Source organism: Chryseobacterium sp. UF-290 (assembly GCF_058245615.1).
The window spans coordinates 49,915-71,155 of the sequence record NZ_JBSICB010000002.1; the positions used below are offsets into that span (position 1 = coordinate 49,915).

Here is a 21,241-nt window from a genome sequence, read left to right on the forward strand (position 1 = left end):
GATAAGGACTTCTTCTATTGAGTTCAAAATAGATTTATTGTATTCCATATTTTGCGGACTGAAAACTTAGTTTCTTCAATCCTTGCTGAATCTCCGGAGCATTCATAAACAGCTTCCAAAGAAATCCGGTTCTGTAGTTTTCTATCATGGGTGCTATGGTTCCTTGGTCAATGGCCAGATATCTTGGGGTAAACCAATTGTTGTAATTGATAGAAGTGGCATCATAAGGTCCTGCCGAACCTATAAATTCTGGTGTTTGGGTATAAATGAATCTCAGGAATGCCATTGATTCTTTTGGAGTATATGGAAAACTGCTCAGAGCTGCCGTAGGAGTTATCACTCCGTTGTCATTACCCGGCATATGAGCTGTATAGCCTGTGCTTCCGTCCTTATTCCTTGTATAACCGGCTGTCAGGCCCCAATAGTTTGGTCCATATCCTTTCCATTGCTTTGGATTTTCAACACAGTATTTGTAGTCGATAAGCGTTTGGTTTTTATTGACATCAAAGTAATTTTTCACCAGTTTATCAGATAATCCTGTAGGATCCAGCCCAATGTATGAATATTGTGCCCAGAACAACGGACCGCCGTATTCTTCGGCATAATTGTGTTTTACATACAGGGGTAATCCGTATTTTATTTTGTCAGTAAGATAAGTTCCATTCCTGGTCCAGCCTTTATAGTAAGTATCCGCATCAATGGAATATGTGGGTGAAGATGCGGCTAAAATATAAGTGATGAGACATTCATTATAACCTTCGAGAGGAAAATTCATTTCCCATTGGTATTCCGGAGACCAGTGCCAATAAAGAACCTTTTCACCTCCTTTGGTATACCAGTTCCACTGAATTCCTTTCCACAACTGATCGCACTTCTCTGCCAAAGCCTGTTCTTCCGAATTCCCGTTTTTGAAATATTCACGGACCATCAAAATTCCAGAGGTAAGAAATGCGGTTTCCACAAGATCTCCTCCGTTATCTTTTTTACCAAAAGGAACGGTTTTCCCTGTCTCCCCATTGATCCAATGGGACCATGCTCCTTTATACCGGTCTGCTTTCGCCAGAAAATCCATCATATGGGAAAGTCTCTTAACGGCCTCCTGCCTTGGGATAAATCCTCTTTCCACTCCTACCAGAATGGTTGCCAGCCCAAATCCTGATCCTCCTGTAGTAATCACATGCTTGTCATTATCAGGATAAATATTATCTTCATGATACCGCTCTCTTCCCAGCATTGACTTAGGTTCTGCATAGTCCCAGAAATAGGTCAGCGCATCTTTCTGCACCCTATCCATAAGCTGCTCATCTGTAATATTACTGTCTACAGCTTTATTTTGAGTTGTTTGCTGTTTGGGAGTCCGGGGATTCTTACATGAATATGCCAAGAATAAAGAGGTTACTGCAATTGATAATACAATCCTTTTCATGATGTCTTTTTTTCTTTATTATACTAAAAGAAGAGGAGAACTTTCATTCTCCTCTAAAGTTTGTGGGTTTATTTAATATCCTGGGTTTTGGGTAAACAACCCGTTACTTTCATTCATCGCATCCAATGGAATCGGGAACAGCTCATTCTTCCCTGCTTTGAATCCATAAGATGCAAGTACAGTCGCTGCCTGCCCCGTTCTTACAAGATCTACAAAACGGTCTCCTTCCAGAGCAAGTTCTACTCTTCGTTCATGCCAAATTGCTGTTCGAAGTGCAGACTGCGTTGAAGCGGTTGTACCGGCTAACTGCGCTCTGGTTCTCACTCTGTTAAGATTGGTAACGGCCGTAGCAGTATTTCCTAATTCGTTGGCTGCCTCTGCATTGATTAAAAGAATTTCTGCAAATCTTAGAATTCTGATATTCTGTCTTGATCCATAATCACATGCACTGTTATTTAATGCTTTAGGAAGATATACTTTCTGATTATATGTTGTTACAGAATTGGCATCCCCCATTGCAATAAGATCACCTTCCGGTGTAACCTCTCCGTTTCTCAGAATAGTAAGTTCTTTTCTGATATCTCCTGGTTCAAACGCATTTTCCAATGCCTGAGAAGGAGTAAAGAATCCCCATCCAAACTGATCTCTTACTCCCTGTACCTGAGCATACTGACTACCTCCGAATTGAGATGAACATTCACAATTTACTTCAAATACAGATTCTTTTCCAAATTCTCCATCAATTCTGAATACATGATTAAAATCCGGATCAAGATCGTATCCCATAGCCATTACTTCATTAGAAGTATCATAAGCTTTCTGCCAATCTTTCTTATAAAGATATACTTTAGAAAGTAAGCCCAATGCAGCACCTTTCGTTACTCTTCCTAATTCTGAAGCCGGATAAACCTGAGGAAGAATTTCTGCTGCAGAAGTAAGATCTGAAATAATAAAATTATACACTTCTTCTGCCGAGTTTCTTGGAACCCTGTAATTGGACTGAAGTCCGTCAAAAATCGGAACTCCACCATATATTCTTAATAAATTAAAATAAAAATAAGCTCTCAGCATTTTTGCTTCTGCAACCAATCTTGTTTTTAAAGCAGAATCCATATCTATTTTCGGAACATTGGTAATCACCTGATTACATCTGTTTACCGCCTGCCATTGTCCTATCCAATACCCTCTTATTCCTTCATCACTTACGGTATAGGTAAACTGATCATAAGCATTGATAAAAGAACCATCTCCAGGATTAGATCCTTTCACCACATCATCTGCTGGTACTCCAAATACGAATTGATATGGGAATGCTGAGTTTTCCCAGCCCCTCAAGAAAATATAAATGGCATTGGTAGCCTGCATGGCATCTTCCTGAGTCCTGAAAAAAGCCTCCGCTTCTGTTGCACCTTCTTGTTTTATATCCAGATAATCGTCTTTACAGCTTATTACTAATGAAAATAAAGCGATGGATAAAAATATTTTTTTCATGTTCTTCTAATTAAAATGTTAAATTCATACCAAAAGTATAGATGGCTGAAATTGGATAAATATTGTTATCAACCCCCATTTGCACTCTGTCTGTATTCATGATTTCCGGAGAGAATCCATGATATTTAAAGCTTGTCCAGGGGTTCTGAGCACTTACATATAATCTAAGTTTGGTAAGCAATAAAGATTTAGCAAAGTCTCTAGGTAAATTATAACCTACAGTAATATTTCTGATCCTAAAATAACTACCATCTTCCACAAAGAAGCTACTTGGTAGAATGACAGACTGATTATTTGTAGTCATAGGATACGAATTGGAAGTTCCCGCACCCTGCCATCTGTTATTGTAAAAGTCCAGATCCCAATTTTCATTTCCATAACGTTGTTCACGGTTGTAGTTATAAATTTTATTACCAAATACTCCCTGGAAATCTACAGCAACATCAAAATCATAAACATTTAAATTAACTCCGAAACCATAGGTTCCTTTTGGAATCGGACTTCCTAAAAATGTTTTATCTCTGGTATCAATCACTCCGTTTCCATCCATATCTGTAAATTTAAGCCATCCTGCTTTTGCCCCGGTTTGACCTGATGCAGCAGCCTCTGCGTCTGTTTGGAATACTCCTGCAACCTCATAACCGTAATAAGCCCCTACAGGCTGTCCGGTTTGTAACCTTACAATAGAATTTCCAAATAGGCTTGCTCCTGTATTCAAATAAGAACCTTCATATACAGAAGTAATTTTATTTTTAAGAGTGGTAAGATTACCATACACTCCCAATTTTACCTTATCCGAAATTTTAGTATCATAATTTACGGATAATTCAAAACCTCTGTTGTTGAATGAATATGCATTGGTAATAAAGTTATTCCAGTTACTTGCACCGGAAACCGTTCCCTGAACTACCCCATATACAACATCTTTAGTATCTTTATCAAAATAAGTTGCATCAATTTTCAGCTTATTATTAAATAAAGCCATTTCTAAACCGATATCCCTACCCGTTGTAGTTTCCCAACCGATATTAGGGTCAATAACCTGATCAATAGTCTGTGCCGGAAACCCGGTATTTCCAAAGTAAGCTCCTTCTTTAAATATTGAAGTCACCAGCGTATACGCTCTCGTTACATCAGGATTCCCAAGTTTTCCCCAACTGGCTCTTAATTTTAACAGGTTGAACACATTCTGGTTGCTCATGAAGTTCTCTTTAGACACTACCCAGCCTGCACTTACTGCAGGGAATATCCTATGTCTGTCTCCTGAAGAATATTTCGAAGTTCCATCTCTTCGGACAGATCCGTTCACAAGATATTTCCCTTTGTAATCATAATTTACTCTACCAAACATAGATTCAATTCTATCCTGATAAGGAACTACTGTCCTGGCCGGATCATAAGTCGTTGAAAAAATTTCAGTTCCGTTAAAGATATTTAAAGACTCATTCGTTCCGTTATAATAGACGTTATTGGCATCCAAATAAGTCTGAGCGTATGAATTCCTTGTTCTGGAAAATCCGGCAAGAATTTCAAGGTTATGATCGCCTAATGATTTTTTCCAGCTTAGTGTATTATCCCAAACATAATTTCTGTTTCTTGAGTCTCTCGTGATCAGTTTATTAGGCTTTTGATCAGCAGCAGGAACATAAGCAAGCGTAGGATTATATTCATACTGGTTTGTATTATAATTATCCGTTGTATAGCTTACTCTTAAAGTGAAATCATTTAGAAATTTATATTCAGCCCAGATATTATTCAACAATCTTTCCTGTCTGATCTGGGAACGATACAAGTCTAGTACAGCTCTGGGGTTCGGTATTGAATATCCGTTAAAGTACTGATAATCTCCGCTATTTGGATTCATAACAGAGAAAATAGGAGGTGCATTATACGCGTTTAGCAGCGGATTTTTTGAAAGATCAGTACGCATTTTTGAGAATGAAAAATTATCTCCGATCGTTAAATTATCCGTAATTTTATAACTAAGATTTACTTTTGTATTGAATCTGTTAAATCCTGTTCCTGAATTTACTCCTCTTCCTGCAGCAAAATTTCCCTCATCCTGCAGGTAGCCTACACTTCCATAATAGTTAAGCTTTCCTATACTTCCTGATGCAGAAAAGTCATTAGAATTGATGATACTGGTTCTGAATATTTCTTTGAACCAATCTGTGTCTGCAGGGAAATTAGCTCTTGAAATAGCACCATTAAGATTTCCGTTATCATTCATCAGCTTTTCGTTATACAATTCAATATATTGATCTGAATTAACCATCTTGGGAATATTGGTGATTTTCTTAATTCCCAAATATGAATTGAAGCTGAATACAGGTTTTCCTTTTCCTGATTTTGTTTTAATGATTACTGCTCCGTTGGCAGCTCTTGCTCCGTAAATTGCCAAACTGGAAGGATCCTTCAAAACACTCATTGATTCGATATCCTGAGGATTAAGGAATGATATATCATCTGTAATCATCCCGTCTACAATAAATACGGTTTTACCAGTCAAAGAACCTACACCCCTGATATCTACTCTTGGTGAAGTTCCCGGGGTTCCGGCATTTAAAACCTGCACACCCGACAATTTACCCTGTATTGAACTTATTGGATTAGCATTTGGCTTATCAGCAAGATCCTTGGCAGAAACCATTCCGATACTTCCGGTCACATTTTCTTTTTTCTGGGATCCATACCCGATCAGAACTACCTCCTCGATCTTCTGCTCTTTTACAGCAGTATCTTTCGGAGTAGTCTGTGCATTCACATTCATCCCAAAGTACAGAACTGCGATGAGGCATGAATACTTTAAATTACTTTGTTTCATATAGTTTCAATTTTATTCAATAATCAAATTTTCAGTATGCCATTAGTGGAGTTATTTTAAATTCTCAAAAAAAGACATTAACCAAAAATATGAAAAATATTGAATCACGTTAAATTATCCTAAAAATTTAAAAACAATTGTCTTTTATTAAAAAAAGAGTGAAAAAAGTTCATACTTTATGAATTTTATTTTAAAATAAACATATATACCCCATTATATCATTAATAATATAATAGCATTTTCAGCATAAAAAATCACCAAATCCCATCATTGAACTTAATATTTTGTTAAATAGAGAATAGTATTTACCTTTGGTGCAGTTTTTGAAAAAAGCAATAAAAAGATCAATGAAAAAATATATCATTGCAGCCGCTCTTATCATCGGGACCGGGGCAGCTGTTACCACCACCGTACAATCTTGTACAACCCTTGCCACAAGCGACATGGGGCTTTCTATTATTAAAAGGATGCTCCTCAATGGAATCGACAAAGGAATGGGAATCTACTCAAACAAAGAAGCTTTCCTGCAGAACAATATGGTAGACAAAGCTCTTCCAAAGGAGCTAAGAGACATCAATTCTACACTGGAAAAAATCGCTCCGTCACTGGTAGCCAAAGAAAGAGACTATATCGCACAGGCGGCAGCCTATACTGTAAATGTTTCTAAACCGATCTTGCAGGGAGCTGTAAACAGTCTGAACGCGCAGGACGTCACAAGGATCATCCAGGGAACTACCGCTACCCAGATTCTGAAGGAAAAAACGTCACAGCAGCTTATCGCAGCTATTGCTCCCAAAGTGGATGAAAAGCTGAATGAATATGGAATCGTGAAAACGATCAACACCGCTTTATCCGGAAATAATTTCCTGGGCAATCTTTTAGGAGGGAACAATAATACTGTTAATTCAGGCGGGTTGAGCCAGCTTGCCTCGGAACAGCTTGTCAACGGACTGTTCAATATTATCGAAGATTATGAGCATCAGAACTCCAAATCTCTCCTCGGGCCATTTGGAAAATAGGAAAAATTTCGCTATATTTATATTATATTAACAATTGCAGATGGATATATTACAAGGAAATCAACACGCAAGTCCTGAAGATTTTTACAAGTCTTTGAGAGAGAAGCTGGAGGATCATCATGATTTTCCGGAGGATTATTTATTTAAATTTATTATTCCTACAGACCAGGCAAAACTTACTGAAATTTACAGGGTTTTTGATGGCATTAAGTTTACATTGGGAAACCGCGAAAGCAAAAATGGAAAATACACAGCCTGCAACATCAATGCATTTGTTCTGGATGCTGACCAGGTGGTAAATATTTATAAAGAAGTAGCAAAAATAGAAGGCGTTATTCTATTGTAAAAAACAAAAGCCGTTTCATGATAAATGATCCGGCTTTTTTATTGTACTGATCCTTTCCAAATTTTTCCTTCTTTACATTATAGCTTTTCATCCGGATTAGCAAAGAAAAATATTTACAAACTACTATAAGTATAGATTTATGTAAAATTGTATTCTTTACCCTAAATACCTTTCTCTTATTCTCAGCACTTCACTGTTAACAAAAAATCCGCCCCATTTTAGAGGCGGATCATCTATTTTACAATACATTCTGTATTTATTACTTCTTAACAAATTTAATGCTTTCTGAGATTTTAGCGTTCTGTATTGTAATAACATAAACTCCTTTTGCAAGGTCTGCTACACGAATCTGATTATCATTAATTTTTCCTTTCTTAACAAGCTGTCCAACAGCATTGTGAATTTCAAATTGAGATTCTCCTGAAAGTCCCGTAACACTAAGAATGTCATTAACAGGATTAGGGTATATACCAAAGTTATTTTTCTTATTAACCTCTGTAGTTCCTAATGATTCTTGTGTAGTAAATGTTTTAGTCTCATAAGCAAATTCATTGTCTAAATGAAATATTATCTGTCCTGAACTTGTAGTCAAGTCTACATATCCATCCTCCAGCCCATCGCCAAAGTCATCGGAAATCGTAAATGCATAACAATCCTGAGGTAAAGTCCATACTTGAGTAATAAGAGCCGGAGTAGGCTGTCCTGGCTGGGTATCATTATATCTTCCTTCTTTTACAATCTGTCCTGCACTGTTTCTCAGGTTCCATCTCGTTTCGCTACCATACTTATCTCTCTGCAACTTAAAGGTAACAGTAGTTGTGGAAAAATATTGAGGTGCTACAGGTTTTACATAATTACCACTTGTGGTATTATTGGTACTTCTCTGATCTGCAGTTCCATTTACAGATGTGATAGAGAAGGAAACAGGAGAAGATGCTATAGAGCCATCTACAGGGATATTAATAACACTCGATTTATCCTGAGTCAGGTTGCCTGTCCAGTTATACGTTTGAGCAGTCCCTCCGTTTATTGAATATGAAATGACAGCTGATGTCAAATTACTGGTACCTCTGTTTGTGATAAGCAGACGCAGTACTCCTTGTCCACAGTTAACAATTCCTATTGAGCATCCTCCGTCAAATTTTATCTCAGCATCATTGGCAAACAAAGGAATGGGCATATCTGCATTTGATGCTTTAAGCTCCACTCTTCTTGGAGAATTGTCCATCACTGTTCTCATCCTGGTTTTCTGATCATTTGTATAGATATTCATACAGGTATCATTCGTGTAGTCCATATAATTCTGTACCATTTCAAAAACAGCAGGGTCATCACAACTTGGGATAGCAGGATTACACACATAGTTATCTTCATGTGCTGTTGGTGTATCTGCACAATAATCATTACCACACGCCGCATCTCCCCAGATATGTCTCAATCCAAGGAAATGTCCTACTTCATGGGTCATTGTCCTTCCTCTGTCATAGCCAGGCTGCATCAGAAATGTACCGTCATCATAATCCATACTTCCAAAAGTAGAATACCCTGCTACTACCCCGTCTGTATTGGCAAGCCCTCCATTCACATTAAGACCTGGGAGACTGGAATTAGACGGAAACTGAGCAAATCCCAACAATCCATTAGCTGCAAAGTCTACACTCCACATATTCATATATTTTGTAGGATCCCAAATCGTCTTGGTTTTTACAACATCATTGATAAAATTTTGATATCCATATTGAGGAGCTCCATTCGCCCAATAGTCTCTACAAAGATTTACCCTGTCAATTCCGTTGGTTGGATTTCCATTAGGATCTACCTTTGCCAGCACAAACTGTATCTCAGTATCAGCTCCTACAGGATTAGTATTAAATCCAGGAGTGTTAATCTTTTTTCTAAAATCATTGGTCATTACTGTAATCTGAGACATTACCTGAGCATCTGTGATATTAGGAGCAATCCCTACATCCTGACCACTGTGAATAACATGTACCACTACCGGAATTGTAATTACAGTTCCATTCTGGGATTTATTAGCCTTAGCCTTTTCAATCAAAGGAGCAAGCCACTGTTCAAACTGTTCTGTTGTAAGTCTCTCAGGAAATTGTCTCTTCAGATGAGCTTCATATTCAACTGTTCCGCATTTTTCAATTCCATTAGGATCCAGCTTTTGTTCTGTAAGTCGTTTTGGAGATTTTGCTCCTTCTCTAGTCTGTGCATTTGAAAATCCGATTCCCATAAAGAATAGGGCCGCTAAAGAAGATTTCAAAATAATAGAGTTCTTCATTATGATATTTTTTATATTTTAGCAAACATACAAAAACAACCTGCATAAACAGATCAAAATGCAACAAAATTTTAAATAATATAAAAATAATACAATGAAAATGCAATTTATAATAATTAATATTATTACACTTATATCAACTATAAGTTGTATTAATCAAAACAAAAATGACATCAATAGTAAAAATTTAACCCAAACGATAAAACAACAAAAAATAGAAAAGATCGAATTAACAGAAAGAACCAGAGGAACCAACCGGAGTGTTGTGTATACTCCTAAGCTTATTACTGCTACATCAAATGGAGATTCAACCCAAACTGCACTGCCTCCTTCCGAATGGGAGAACATTTCCAGACAGGCAGAAGCTCTTGATCTATCCAAAATATCAGATCTTCAGTCTCCCACTACCGGCAGATATTCTGACCGGGCTTTAAGCGCCACCATTATCATCACGTCCAATGGAGTCACCTATACTTCTGCCAGTTTTGATTCCGGCATTCCGCCAAAAGAGCTGGAAGCATTATACAATGCAATCCAAAAACCCAAGGAAAGACAAAAGAGGCCTTTCAAATAAGGGATTAATGGAAGAGAAAGAAAGAAAGAAAGAAAGAAAGAACTAAATTAAAAGAGTCCGTTTTTGTAAAACGGACTCTTTATTATTTGTATTCATTATTATTTTTCAATAAAGAATTTTACATTTTCTATAGGTCTTCCCAACATGGCCACTGAACCTTTTACCAGAATAGGTCTTTGGATCAGGGCAGGATTTTCAGACAGAATTTTGATCCATTCTTCTTCAGAATAGTTTTTGTCTGCATAATTTTCCACATACAGCTTGTCTGTTTTACGGATGATATGAAAAACGCTCTGATTAAGTTTTTTCAAAACCGTTTTGATCTCCAGAACGCTCAACGGATCCTCAATGATATTAATGATCTCAAAAGGCACACCGTTTTCATCCAGATATTCCAGTACTGCATTTGATTTTGAACAGTCTCCGTTATGTAAAACCTTAACCATCATAATGTAAGTATTAAAATCTATTAAACAAATTTAGAAAGAAATAAGTGGATTACCGTGTTAAATTCTGATAAAAACTGTTAAAACAGCACTATTATTAAGACAATAAAATCGATAGCTTTTATGAATTCACCGGTTAATAACAACTAAAATCTATTGTGAGGTAAATTTTAATTTAAAATAACCCGTGCAGCTCTGCTTCAATCTTTTCCAGAATAAATCCGAAATCTTCCGGTTTTTCAACAAAGTCAAGATCATCCACCTCAATGATCAGAAGCTTTCCTTCTGTATAGTTTGAGATCCATTTTTCGTACTTCTGATTCAATTTTGAAAGATATTCAATGCTGATAGAGGTTTCATATTCGCGTCCTCTCTTATAGATTTTCTTTACCAGATTGGGAACATCTGATTTTAAATAAATCAGCAGATCCGGAGCGGATACAAAAGACTTCATCAGATCAAAGACCGATGAATAGTTATTGAAATCCCTGTCGGAAAGAAGGTTCATATCATTTAAGTTTTCTGCAAAGATGTGTGCATCTTCATAAATGGTACGGTCCTGAATAATATTCTTACCGCTTTCTCTGATCTCTTTCACCTGACGGAATCTGCTTCCCAGGAAATACACCTGCAGGGCAAAACTCCATTTGCTCATATCTGAATAAAAATCTTCCAGATAAGGATTATGATCTACATCTTCAAATTGCGCATCCCATCCGTAATGCTTGGAAAGCATAGTGGTCAAAGTCGTTTTTCCTGCTCCAATGTTTCCTGTAACTGCAATATGCATATTCTTTTTCCTTGTATTTACTGTTTAATTGATAAGCTTTTCTACGCCTGCCGACTGAACTTCCGAAATATCTTCGATCAATTTTTCCAATGTATTGTCTAAAGGTTTTTCCGCTGCGTCTTCTTCCTCCTGCTTTTGTTCAGAGTTTTCTGCAGGTGGTGTTGGAAGCTCCGGCTGGATGTCCAGCTGTTTTTGCAGCCTGGCTTTTTTTACTTTTTCAAGGCTGTAAAGATAGAGCTTGTTACCCTTGATTTCAAAATAAGAAAGGATGTTTTTATCCACAATCTGCGCATCGGGATCATCAAAAACGGTCACCAATCCTTTTTCAGGAACATATTTTGAAATTGAATTATTGGCAATGATCAGAATGTTATCATTCTCTCTTCTGAATCTTTTCCCGGTATCAATAGGAGCTTCAAAAAGTTTTTCAAATTTCAGGCTGTAGATCCTGATATGTTTCCTTGTCAGAACATAGACCTTACTTTCATAGACCAAAAGATCTGTCAGATCTTCGAAGCTGATATCAAACGGATATGAATTGATGGTCGTATCATTTCTGAAATTATACTGTATCAGGCGTTTTGTACTGTCATCCAGCAACCACAGCTGCTGTAAATCTTCAGCGTAAGCCATTCTTATAAAGCCAAATTTCTGCTTAAAATCAATCCGTTGAATTTCATTCATATTCTGGTCTACAAATTTCATCTCCTGGGCGTTTTCCGAAAATAAAGGGACATTTAAAGGGTTTTGTACCGTTTGTACTTTAAAAGGAACAGTAAGCATCATTTTCCCGAGCTGCTTTCCTAAAGAATCATATTTGGTAAGACTGAAGTCCTTATTTTTGTAGATGTACAAATTCCCGTAATCATCGGCCAGCATATCTTTGGCCTCCTTTAGCTTCAGACTATCCAAAGGAATAATATTCTGTCCGAAAGCTGTACAGAAAAGGAAAAAGAATATTATGTTTAAAAACTTCACTCTGCTTTTTTAATGTGGTCAAGATACTGAAAAATAATTTCACCCAAAAGACCGTCAAAGTTAATAAAATGATCTTTAGATCAACTTTCAAAAAACACTAAAATTTCAGCCCTTATATGAAAACAGCGCCCCCTGAGGAACGCTATATTTTATAGATAAGCTCTTATTGACCATTACTTTATCTGAACTTCATAGATCTTTGACCAGTTCTTACCTGTTACCAGCATATTTTCTCCTTTAAAAGCAATCCCGTTCAGCACGTCATCACTTCCTTTGGTATTTTGTTTTGCAATTTCCGTAAAATCAAATGTTCCTACGACTTCTCCGTTTGCAGGATTGATCTTTAAGATGATCGGTTTTTGCCATACATTGGCATAGATAAAGCCATTATGGTATTCAAGCTCGTTCAGCTGGTCATATGCCTGGGTACTTCCGGCAACGGCAATGTATTTGGTCACTTTTGAAGGATCGTTAGGATCAAGGAAATACAAAAGCTTACTCCCGTCAGAAGCGATCAGGTTGTTGCCGTCATATGTCAGTCCCCATCCTTCACCCAATACATTAGGATAGGCAAATTCTGAAAGCAGCTTTAAAGAGCTTTTGTCATAGATATATCCTTTTTTGCTTTGCCATGTCAGCTGATATACTTTATCACCAATAATCGTGCTTCCCTCAGAGAAATCTTCCGGAGCCTGTTTTGTAGAAGCAAGCGGAGTGGTCGTTCCCAATGTATATTTCAGAATCTGGGAAGATCCGTTCTGCCCGTCACTTTCATAGATGGTATTTCCCTCGATCTGAAACCCCTGTACAAAGTTTTTAGGATCGTGAGGATATTCTGCGATAATCTGGTAAGAGATATTTTTTTCAGGATTTTTTGCAAACACATTGATGGTAGCATCCTGATTCAGGACCTCTCCTCCTTTGGTTTTGATATTGAAGGTAACCGCATTATCCCCCAGTGTAAAAAATTTCGGATCGATGGTTAAATCCGTTGTTTCCTTATCCCCGAAGCTAATCGTTACACTTTCCGCATTTTCAGTAACTTCTTTCGGAAGTTCAAGTTTATCTCCGAAGTGATATCCTTTTGACTCCATTGAAGTATTATAAGTGTTTAATGTATCAAGAATCTCTTTACTTTTATTACAAGATGCCAGTAATAAAATCGCCGCGAAACCCGCTATTATAGTTTTTTTCATTGACTTTCTAAATATTTCCCCAAAAATAGCAAATTTTATTCCGTATTGCCAATATTATCCATTTGTTGACCAAATTGTAAGATATAACCATTGTTATCATATAGGGCAAATTCCCTCATTCCCCATTCAAAAGTTTCAATCTCATAGCAGATCCTGGCTTTTGCTTTAAGGTCTTCCCAAAGCTCATCCACCTTATCTACATTAAAATAAAATGAGCCGCTAAAGCCTATTGCAGCAGGTTTTTCATGCTCATTAGGCTGAGAAAGCATGACATATACATCATCTTTACGAAGTGAGGCCCACTGCCAGTCGTCATTTCTGCCCATCAGGGTAAAGCCGAGAACCCGCATATAAAATCCTATAGTACCGTCAAGATCCTCTGTCCAGAGAATAGGCCGAAGTCCTGTAAGCTGCGTCATGATTTCTGTAATTCAAAAGTTTTTTTATCGATCTTCATATTCAGAGAGATCCATGTTTCCCGTCCAATCCTGGCCTCTTTCTTAATCTCCGGATCAATAGTGAAGCCTACCTTTTTATAACATTCAATAGCTCCCGTATTCCAGTCATATACGTTCAGCTCTGCTATTTTTTTGTCAAAATGACTAAAACCGTACTTCAGAAGCTCCTTCACCACTTTTTTTCCATATCCTTTTCCCCTGTAGCTTTCATCCCAGATCAATATTCTTCCAAGTAAAAATGTTTCTTCTTTCAGAAAGATCTGAGCGTGGCCTACTACCTTCTGATCTGCCTGATCCACTATCTTGAACAGCGTCCGGTTCGGGTCAGACAGATCTCCTTCCAGCTGGTCTCCGGTAAGAGGGAAACGATACACCGGACCTGCAAACTGGAGCAGCATTCTTTCGTCTTTTATATTTGCTATCAATATCCCCGCATCGTCTGTTTGAAAAGGCTGTAATTCGATCATGACCTATTTTTCTGTATATTCTTTTAGGCTCTGACCAATAATTGTGTTCCAGCCTCCTGTAAAACTTTCTCTTGAAAAATTTTCTCCCAGATCTTTAAAATTTTCTATTCCTTCATGTGTCAGCTTCACCACTGTTTCATCTTTTCCAGGTAGCAGTTCCCATGTCACCACTGTTTTCTGATCTGAAAAATCCGGATAACACCAAGTATGCTTCAGCTTCTGATAAGGAATAATCTCTACGATCTCACATTGATGATGGTACTTGTTCTCTCCTCCCGGTTCATAAAAATGGAATGCTTTTCCTGCTTCCGGCTCAAAATCCCGGATATCAAAGTACCAGGATTTCATTTCATTCTTATCGGTCAATGCTTTCCATATTCTTTCTGCCGAAGCTTTTATTTTGTACTGAACTGTAATCGGTGTATTCATATAATTAAGATTTTAACAGGCTTCCAAAGCTTATAAACATAAAAGTCACATAGAATTTAAGAAGTTAATAGTAAGGTGAACTTACATAAAATTAACAAAGCAAAATCTATAGATTTTCAAAACTTCAGTATACTTTTCAACTGAAAGATTCTGTAACCTTTTCGGTTTCTTTTTTACCATATTCAAACCCTTAAGGGTTCAAATATTCTATGTATGTGAGAACCCGGTGATCTTTGCTTCATCAAAATCCAGCTGCATCTCAATGGTTCTCATCACATGGTCATCAAATATTTTCTCTTTTTTCATCCTGTGCAGCTCATTCCTCTGTGCCTGAATGATCTGACGCAATACATCCTTATTCTCATTCACCGCCGCTACATAATCTCCGGCAGAAGCCATGCATTGCGCCTTATCCGCCATCAGCATCATTTCGTTTTCCAGCTTATGCTTTTGGTGACGCACGAGGCTGTTCGTTACGGCCAGCTCAGAAAAATCATTATCCAGCTTATGCAGAGCCGTTTCTTTCAGCTTACGCATCAGGATCACTTCCTGTTTTTCTTCCGGCAATTCGCTTCCTGCATCCTGTATGTTCAACAGTTTAAGGACCGGACTCAGTAATAATCCCTGCCCTACCAGAGTGATCAATATAATAACGAAAGTTACGAATAAAATGATATTCCGGTGCGGAAACGCTTCTCCATTTGGCAGAAAAGCCGGAATAGATAATGCTGCTGCCAGAGAAACCACTCCCCGCATCGCTGCGAAACTGATGATGAACGGCTCCCGCCAGTCCGGCCTGGGAACTTTTAATCTCAATTCTTTGGAGCAAATCCTTGGGAAATACATGAGTGCATAACTGTACAGGATCCTTGTGCCAATGATAGCTCCACCAATAACTACGCTGTAAAATATTCCTTCAGAAATGGTATAGTCCTTCATTCCTTCAACTACTACAGGAAGCTCCAGACCGATAAGGATAAAGATGATGGTATTCATCAGAAATATCAGCACGCTCCAAACATTCCCCGACTGTATCCTTGAGGTATGGCTTAAATAACAATGAGAGTTATAAGACATCAGCAATCCTCCTGCAACCACTGCAAGCACTCCTGAAAAATGAAAATGCTCTGCTCCCACATACATGATGTAAGGTACAATAAGCGTAATAATCGTATCTATATTGGAATTGGTGGGAATAATCCTCAGCAGCGCTCCAAACAGGAAGCCTACCGCTACCCCAACAGCGATTCCTCCAATAGCCATGGTAAAGAAGTCCTGAACGGCATCTCTCCAGATAAACTGCCCGGAAATAACTGCTGCCAGCGCAAATTTAAAGACGATCAAACTGGATGCATCATTGATAAGACTTTCTCCTTCCAGAATATTGGTAATCTTTTTAGGAATTTTCATATGCTTCAATACTGATGTGGCAGCCACCGCATCAGGCGGAGAGTTCACCCCTCCCAAAAGGAATCCCATTGCCAGGGTAAGCCCTGGAATAATGGAAGATGAAAGATAGGCAACTACTATTGATGTTAAGAATACCAACCCAAAAGCCATAGAAAAGATCTGTTTCCTCCATTTATGAAAATCCTGCCATGAAGTGAACCATGCAGCTTCAAACAAAATAGGAGGCAGAAAAATAAGGAAGACCAGGTCGGGTTCTATTTCTATCCGGGGCATTCCCGGAACAAAGCAAATCAGCAATCCCGCGATCACAAGAAAGATCGGATATGCTACTTTCAGCTTCTGCCCGATCAGTACTAATATCATTACAGACAGTAATACTACAATGGATATTATAACATAGCTGTGAATCATTTTGATTTAGTTTTTTTAATGTTATTTTTTTGAATTAAAGAGTTTCCCGCAGATTTCACAGATAGCACAGATTTCTATAAGATCAATAAAACATGCGGAAATCTCTTAATCTCTCAATTTCTTACTCTTTCAGTTCTTATTAAAGCACAATATTATTCGTTGGGGTAATTGCCGGCGGAAGGTCAGGTTCATCCAGCATATCTCTCATATCGATCTCTATAGTACGGCTGATCTGGGTGATCGGGACGTCATTCGGGCTTCCTTCAAAAGGATTTACAGAAGCCTCTCCTACACTGTCTAATGTATGAAAACACCAGGTCACCAGTAGTGAGAAAGGAATATTAAACCAAAGTGTCCATCCTTCCACTATGCTTCCTTCACCCAGTTTATCGAATTCTTTCAGTAACCCGAAAGGAACAAAAACGATGAACAACAGCAAAAGATAGGTGGTAATGGAAGAAAAGTTTCTGGGATATGGAAAATTTTTGATCCTTTCCGCTTTTCCCTGACTGTCTGTAAATTTCACTAGCTGCTGATTGATCTGCGTCCACTGAAAGTCATTGATCTCCCTCTTTTCATATGCTTCGGAGAGTTCTTTACTTTGGCTGGCCATCAGTTGGGTAGCTCTGTTCTTTTTGCTCAGAATATATTCCAGCTCTTTTTCAGACAGGTATTTTTTCAGTTCTTCATCCAGCTTTGTCAGCCTTTCAGGGATTTCATATTTCTTGGCATATTCATCAAACTGAGCCGTTCCCGTATTTTCCCAGGCTCTGGGCTCACGAAGCTGAAACCTTAATGCTGTAAGCCACGCATAATGGCGGAGAAACATCTCCTTTACTTTTGGGGCATCTTTTGCAATAAGGGCATCTCTCAGAATATATCCGAAGCTCCGGCTGTCATTGATGATTGCTCCATAGATCTGCCTTGCTTCCCATAACCTGCTGTAGCTGGCATTATTTTTAAATCCCACGATGAAAGCCACCGCAGTTCCCATAATAGCAATCGGCTGCCAGGGCACGGAAAGGAATTTCCAGCCTAAGAAATACAAAATCGTTGGAATCGCTGATAATACGATTAAAGCATAAATACTGCGCCTCGTCCAGTTGATGAACTCACGTGCGCCAAATCTTTTCCCTGAATGCATATTGTGTTTATTAAATTTTTTTGGATGTTTTCCTTATAAAATAACAGTTTCATTTTCATCATGGCATTCAGCAAAAAACTGTTGTTATTAATTCCGGGTAAACGGAATATTGTTATAGAAGCCGATCTGAATCTGTCCCCGGTTCTTATTTTCCTGGATCTGATTCATATAGCCTGCTTCTATTCTCATATTTTTATTGATTACATATCCTAAAGCACCGTACACCCTGTTCCTGTCAAAAACCGGACTGTTGAAATGCAGAAAGATCTCATTATAAACGGATGCGTAAAGTGTTTTGGGTAACATTTCTTTTTGGGTAATCGGAATATTCAGCCCCAGCATATAACGGAATCTCATTCTAAAATCATCTTCCAGAAAGCGTTCTTCCAAACGGTAACGGTGCTGAAGGTTAAAACGTCCGAACTTCTGCTTCGTAATATATTGCTGGAAAATTCTGTGCTCAACATTCTCTTTTTTTTCTCCGTTTACATACGGCTGGCTCAGAATAAAACCATATCCCAGCAAAACATTATTATTGTTTTCGGTGAGATCATACCCTATCCCTGTACGGATTAAAAGCTGTTCCAGATCTCCAATGGCATCAAAGTTCCGGTACTGGATTTCATTATGCCAGTTCAGCTTCTTGCTGATCTTATTATTCCCAAAGTACATATACCAGGCCCCAAGATCATTCTTCTGCGCAAACGTCATTATAGATCCCAATCCTAATAGTGTAAAAGCCAGCTTCGTAAAAACCTTTCTCATGTTTATAATTACTATTATCTATCGTTTTGAACAAAATTAATATTTTAAATCAATAATAGCAAACAAATATTGAGTAGGGTTTAAAAAGGCTTTGGAATTAAATCCGGGAGGATTCAATTCTCACCTGGCTTCATGCCGGAACCTGTTCTATCAGTATTTCCAGTCCTTCCTTATCAAAATACGCACAGGTCATGGTATTCAGGTCCATCTTCCAGCCTTCCACTCCGTTTACTGCACAGTCATTACAGAAGGTCACATAATCGGTACCGCCCTGCTGGTGAAGCTTTAATTTTACTTTAAAATTTTCAGGGTTTACATTTCCGGAAATATTGAGAATATCATATTTACTTCCGGTCTGAACCGATTGATTATCTCCATTGAAATATTCTGTATTTCCGTCAGAAACATAGGTTGTATAATGAGAAACACCCAGACTTTTTATCGCCTGAATGTATTGGGGGAAATCTGCTCCGCTCTTTACCTTTTGATGTTCCGCTGCAATATCTTCGACTGTAAATTCCATTTTTTCTATATTTTCTATCAGTTGTTGTCTTATTCTGTCTTTGAAACAACACTTCTCATAAACGGGCTGTACGGTTTCAAAAACAAAAACTAATTTAATCAGAAAATATCAATAAAATTCAATCGAATCTGTCTTTTAAATAATTTGTATCTACAATTTTACTTTCTATTGCATAGACCACTAAACCTGCTGTGTTTTTAGCTCCGGTTTTCAGAAGGAGGCTATTACGGTGACCTTCCACGGTTCTGGAACTTATGAAAAGCCGATCTGCTATTTCAGGAGTGCTGTATTGTTTACAGATCAGTTCCAATACTTCTTTTTCCCTTTTAGAGATGTGATTGGCATCAAAAATACTGGAAACCTTTTTTTTAGGCTCAGTCAGATTCTGATGCAGGGCTTCCATCACTTCCATATTATAAAAGAATCCTTTTTGGTGTACTTCCCTAATGGCAGTGAGCAGCTCTGAGGGACTGGAATTTTTCTTCAGAAAAGAACATGCCCCCGATTGGATCATATTGACAATAAAAACTTTTGTATTATAGCTGGTGAGCGCTATAATTTTGATCTGAGGATATTTGATATGAACCTGCTTGGTGGCTTCCACTCCGTTAATTTCCGGCATATTGAGGTCCATTAATATAATATCCGGCAGCTCTTCCAGAGTTGCAAATGCGTCAAGCAGCTCTTTTCCATTGCTGAAATCACGTACCAATACGATATCTTTCTCTCTTTGTATCAACAATGAAATTCCCTGGCGGAATAGCGCTTCATCATCTACGATCATCAGGCGAATGGTATCTTTTTCCATTGTATAATCAATTAAAATGTAAATTCTACAGTAATTCCTCTGCTGCTTTCACTTTCTATCTTCAATGTACCATTGATAAGCTCTACCCTGCTCCTTATATTCCGTAATCCGAGTCCACCTTTCAGAGCATCCTCATTGGGATTGAATCCTTTACCATTATCTTTATAGATACATGTATTTTTTCCATCCTTTCCTTTAAATACTATTTCAATATGAGTGCTTTCTCCATGCTTTACTGAGTTGTTGATCAGCTCCTGAAGTATCCTAAAGATATGCAAATTTTTTTCATCCTCAGCTTTTGCAAAATACAGGTTGTTGGCATAAGAAACCTGTACCGTCTTAGACATATTGATCTCTGAACACAATGCATCGATGGCAGCGTGCAGCCCAAATTTTTCCAAAACCGGCGGAAGCAGGTCATGAGAGATCTGTCTGGCGCTTTCTGCTGTGGTATTGACTAAGTTGATGATCTTATTTTTCAGCTCATTATATTCCGCTCTGGTTAGATTGTCAAAATCCAGCAGGTGAATATTTAAAGAGACCACACTCAGTTTTGAACTGATATCATCATGCAGGTCCTGGGCGATCCGCAGCCGCTCTTTCTCCTGGGAACTTATAATGGCATGGGTAAGATCTTTCTCGTACCTGATCTCCAGCTCCTTCTTTTGAAGAAGGTTTTTCGTTATTTTCTTATTGGAAAAATAGTAAAATATGACCAGCGTGACCGCCAGCAACGTAAAAGCCAGAAAAGTATAGACTATAGTGGAAATAATGGTATTTTCATTCATCTTGTAAGATCATAACAGTAATTACACATTCTTTTTACGGGAAAAAAGATACTCAGCCAGGATAAAGATCTGGTAAACAATAAACATGACCACATTGAATATCCATATTTCTTTGTGCAGCTTTCTGTTCATTACCGTATACAGATTCCCGGACAAGAATATGACCGTGCTGCTTATCAGATACAGCAGAAGTCCCAGGCTTATATAATTGTACTTCTTCGCGGTATCCAGGATATTGTATAAATGAAATAATGCCAGGATAATAATAGAATAAGAGGTGACAAAAATTTCAAATAAATTGAAAACATAATATTTCTCCGGGTCAACAATATACTGAACAATAAGAACTGCCGGGATAATGATCAAAAGGAAACGGGCTGTATTCTTCTGATATTTTTCTGTGAGTATTTCATGAAAAAAAAGTCCCAGCAACAAAAACTGACCGATCAGATAATAATGAGAGAAAAACAGATTATTGATCTTCTGATCATTCAATACATAGAACACGATCTCACAGATTAATATCCAGGCCAGATAACCTATAAAATAGGCATAGGCTTTTCCGGAACCGGAAAAGCCTATGCAATATACTGCCAGATTAATCAGCAGGATGCCTTTTCCAATAAGTGATAATATTTCAATCCAATGATCCAATGATATT

At 37.9% G+C, this 21,241-nt stretch carries 21 protein-coding genes; 3 read left to right on the forward strand and 18 right to left on the reverse strand.

Translation table 11 applies throughout. The features are described from left to right. Positions 1-34 precede the first annotated feature (34 nt). The 3 genes from AC4IF5_RS02660 to AC4IF5_RS02670 form a co-directional block, all read right to left on the reverse strand. On the reverse strand, positions 35-1,426 hold the full coding sequence (locus AC4IF5_RS02660; RefSeq protein WP_490731424.1) for a glucoamylase family protein: 1,392 nt from the start codon (positions 1,424-1,426) through the stop codon (positions 35-37). Positions 1,427-1,498: 72 nt separating this feature from the next. Then, positions 1,499-2,917 (reverse strand): RagB/SusD family nutrient uptake outer membrane protein, encoded by a 1,419-nt coding sequence (locus tag AC4IF5_RS02665; protein WP_490731426.1) that lies wholly within the window; start codon positions 2,915-2,917, stop codon positions 1,499-1,501. Between the two features lie 10 nt (positions 2,918-2,927). Then, positions 2,928-5,741 (reverse strand): SusC/RagA family TonB-linked outer membrane protein, encoded by a 2,814-nt coding sequence (locus AC4IF5_RS02670; protein WP_490731428.1) that lies wholly within the window; start codon positions 5,739-5,741, stop codon positions 2,928-2,930. A 347-nt stretch (positions 5,742-6,088) separates the two neighbouring features. Here AC4IF5_RS02670 and AC4IF5_RS02675 point away from each other — a divergent pair, with 347 nt between their 5' ends. After that, positions 6,089-6,760 (forward strand): DUF4197 family protein, encoded by a 672-nt coding sequence (locus tag AC4IF5_RS02675; RefSeq protein ID WP_490731430.1) that lies wholly within the window; start codon positions 6,089-6,091, stop codon positions 6,758-6,760. Positions 6,761-6,800: 40 nt separating this feature from the next. After that, entirely contained in the window at positions 6,801-7,106 is a 306-nt protein-coding gene (locus AC4IF5_RS02680) for a DUF493 family protein (RefSeq protein WP_123273762.1), read from the forward strand. Between the two features lie 259 nt (positions 7,107-7,365). Here the strand turns inward: AC4IF5_RS02680 and AC4IF5_RS02685 are convergent, their stop codons facing one another. After that, complete coding sequence (locus tag AC4IF5_RS02685) at positions 7,366-9,393, reverse strand: M43 family zinc metalloprotease (RefSeq protein ID WP_490731432.1); 2,028 nt, start codon at positions 9,391-9,393, stop codon at positions 7,366-7,368. A 100-nt stretch (positions 9,394-9,493) separates the two neighbouring features. On the opposite strand from AC4IF5_RS02685, the gene AC4IF5_RS02690 reads away from it, so the two are divergent. Then, a complete protein-coding gene (locus AC4IF5_RS02690) occupies positions 9,494-9,967 on the forward strand; it encodes a hypothetical protein (protein WP_490731434.1) in 474 nt (157 codons plus the stop codon). A gap of 98 nt (positions 9,968-10,065) precedes the next feature. Here the strand turns inward: AC4IF5_RS02690 and AC4IF5_RS02695 are convergent, their stop codons facing one another. The 14 genes from AC4IF5_RS02695 to AC4IF5_RS02760 all read right to left on the reverse strand — a co-directional run bounded on the left by AC4IF5_RS02695 (position 10,066) and on the right by AC4IF5_RS02760 (position 21,234). Continuing rightward, on the reverse strand, positions 10,066-10,416 hold the full coding sequence (locus tag AC4IF5_RS02695; protein WP_490731436.1) for an ArsC/Spx/MgsR family protein: 351 nt from the start codon (positions 10,414-10,416) through the stop codon (positions 10,066-10,068). A 172-nt stretch (positions 10,417-10,588) separates the two neighbouring features. Next, positions 10,589-11,203, reverse strand: a complete 615-nt coding sequence (locus AC4IF5_RS02700; RefSeq protein WP_050020343.1) for a deoxynucleoside kinase — start codon at positions 11,201-11,203, stop codon at positions 10,589-10,591. 24 nt (positions 11,204-11,227) lie between these two features. After that, on the reverse strand, positions 11,228-12,181 hold the full coding sequence (locus tag AC4IF5_RS02705; RefSeq protein WP_490731438.1) for a hypothetical protein: 954 nt from the start codon (positions 12,179-12,181) through the stop codon (positions 11,228-11,230). 173 nt (positions 12,182-12,354) lie between these two features. Then, positions 12,355-13,377, reverse strand: coding sequence for a glutaminyl-peptide cyclotransferase (locus AC4IF5_RS02710; RefSeq protein WP_490731440.1), 1,023 nt, complete (start codon positions 13,375-13,377; stop codon positions 12,355-12,357). A gap of 35 nt (positions 13,378-13,412) precedes the next feature. Further along, on the reverse strand, positions 13,413-13,796 hold the full coding sequence (locus AC4IF5_RS02715; RefSeq protein ID WP_490731442.1) for a VOC family protein: 384 nt from the start codon (positions 13,794-13,796) through the stop codon (positions 13,413-13,415). After that, entirely contained in the window at positions 13,793-14,302 is a 510-nt protein-coding gene (locus AC4IF5_RS02720; protein ID WP_490731444.1) for a GNAT family N-acetyltransferase, read from the reverse strand. The genes AC4IF5_RS02715 and AC4IF5_RS02720 overlap by 4 nt, the downstream gene beginning before the upstream one ends. 3 nt (positions 14,303-14,305) lie before the next feature. Beyond that, positions 14,306-14,731 (reverse strand): SRPBCC family protein, encoded by a 426-nt coding sequence (locus AC4IF5_RS02725; RefSeq protein WP_490731446.1) that lies wholly within the window; start codon positions 14,729-14,731, stop codon positions 14,306-14,308. 207 nt (positions 14,732-14,938) lie between these two features. Beyond that, a complete protein-coding gene (locus AC4IF5_RS02730) occupies positions 14,939-16,552 on the reverse strand; it encodes a Na+/H+ antiporter (protein WP_490731448.1) in 1,614 nt (537 codons plus the stop codon). A 139-nt stretch (positions 16,553-16,691) separates the two neighbouring features. Next, a complete protein-coding gene (locus AC4IF5_RS02735; RefSeq protein ID WP_490731450.1) occupies positions 16,692-17,696 on the reverse strand; it encodes a bestrophin family protein in 1,005 nt (334 codons plus the stop codon). 87 nt (positions 17,697-17,783) lie between these two features. Then, positions 17,784-18,461 carry a DUF2490 domain-containing protein gene (locus AC4IF5_RS02740; protein WP_490731452.1) on the reverse strand — a complete coding sequence of 226 codons (678 nt, stop codon included), beginning with the start codon at positions 18,459-18,461 and terminating at the stop codon, positions 17,784-17,786. 130 nt (positions 18,462-18,591) lie between these two features. After that, a complete protein-coding gene (locus AC4IF5_RS02745; protein ID WP_490731454.1) occupies positions 18,592-18,984 on the reverse strand; it encodes a DUF1398 domain-containing protein in 393 nt (130 codons plus the stop codon). Positions 18,985-19,102: 118 nt separating this feature from the next. Next, positions 19,103-19,792 carry a response regulator transcription factor gene (locus tag AC4IF5_RS02750; RefSeq protein ID WP_490731456.1) on the reverse strand — a complete coding sequence of 230 codons (690 nt, stop codon included), beginning with the start codon at positions 19,790-19,792 and terminating at the stop codon, positions 19,103-19,105. 11 nt (positions 19,793-19,803) lie between these two features. Beyond that, a complete protein-coding gene (locus AC4IF5_RS02755; protein WP_490731458.1) occupies positions 19,804-20,580 on the reverse strand; it encodes a sensor histidine kinase in 777 nt (258 codons plus the stop codon). A 21-nt stretch (positions 20,581-20,601) separates the two neighbouring features. Beyond that, the gene (locus tag AC4IF5_RS02760) at positions 20,602-21,234 is read right to left on the reverse strand and encodes a hypothetical protein (protein ID WP_490731460.1); all 633 of its coding nucleotides are present in this window, start codon (positions 21,232-21,234) and stop codon (positions 20,602-20,604) included. Between the last annotated feature and the right edge of the window lie 7 nt (positions 21,235-21,241).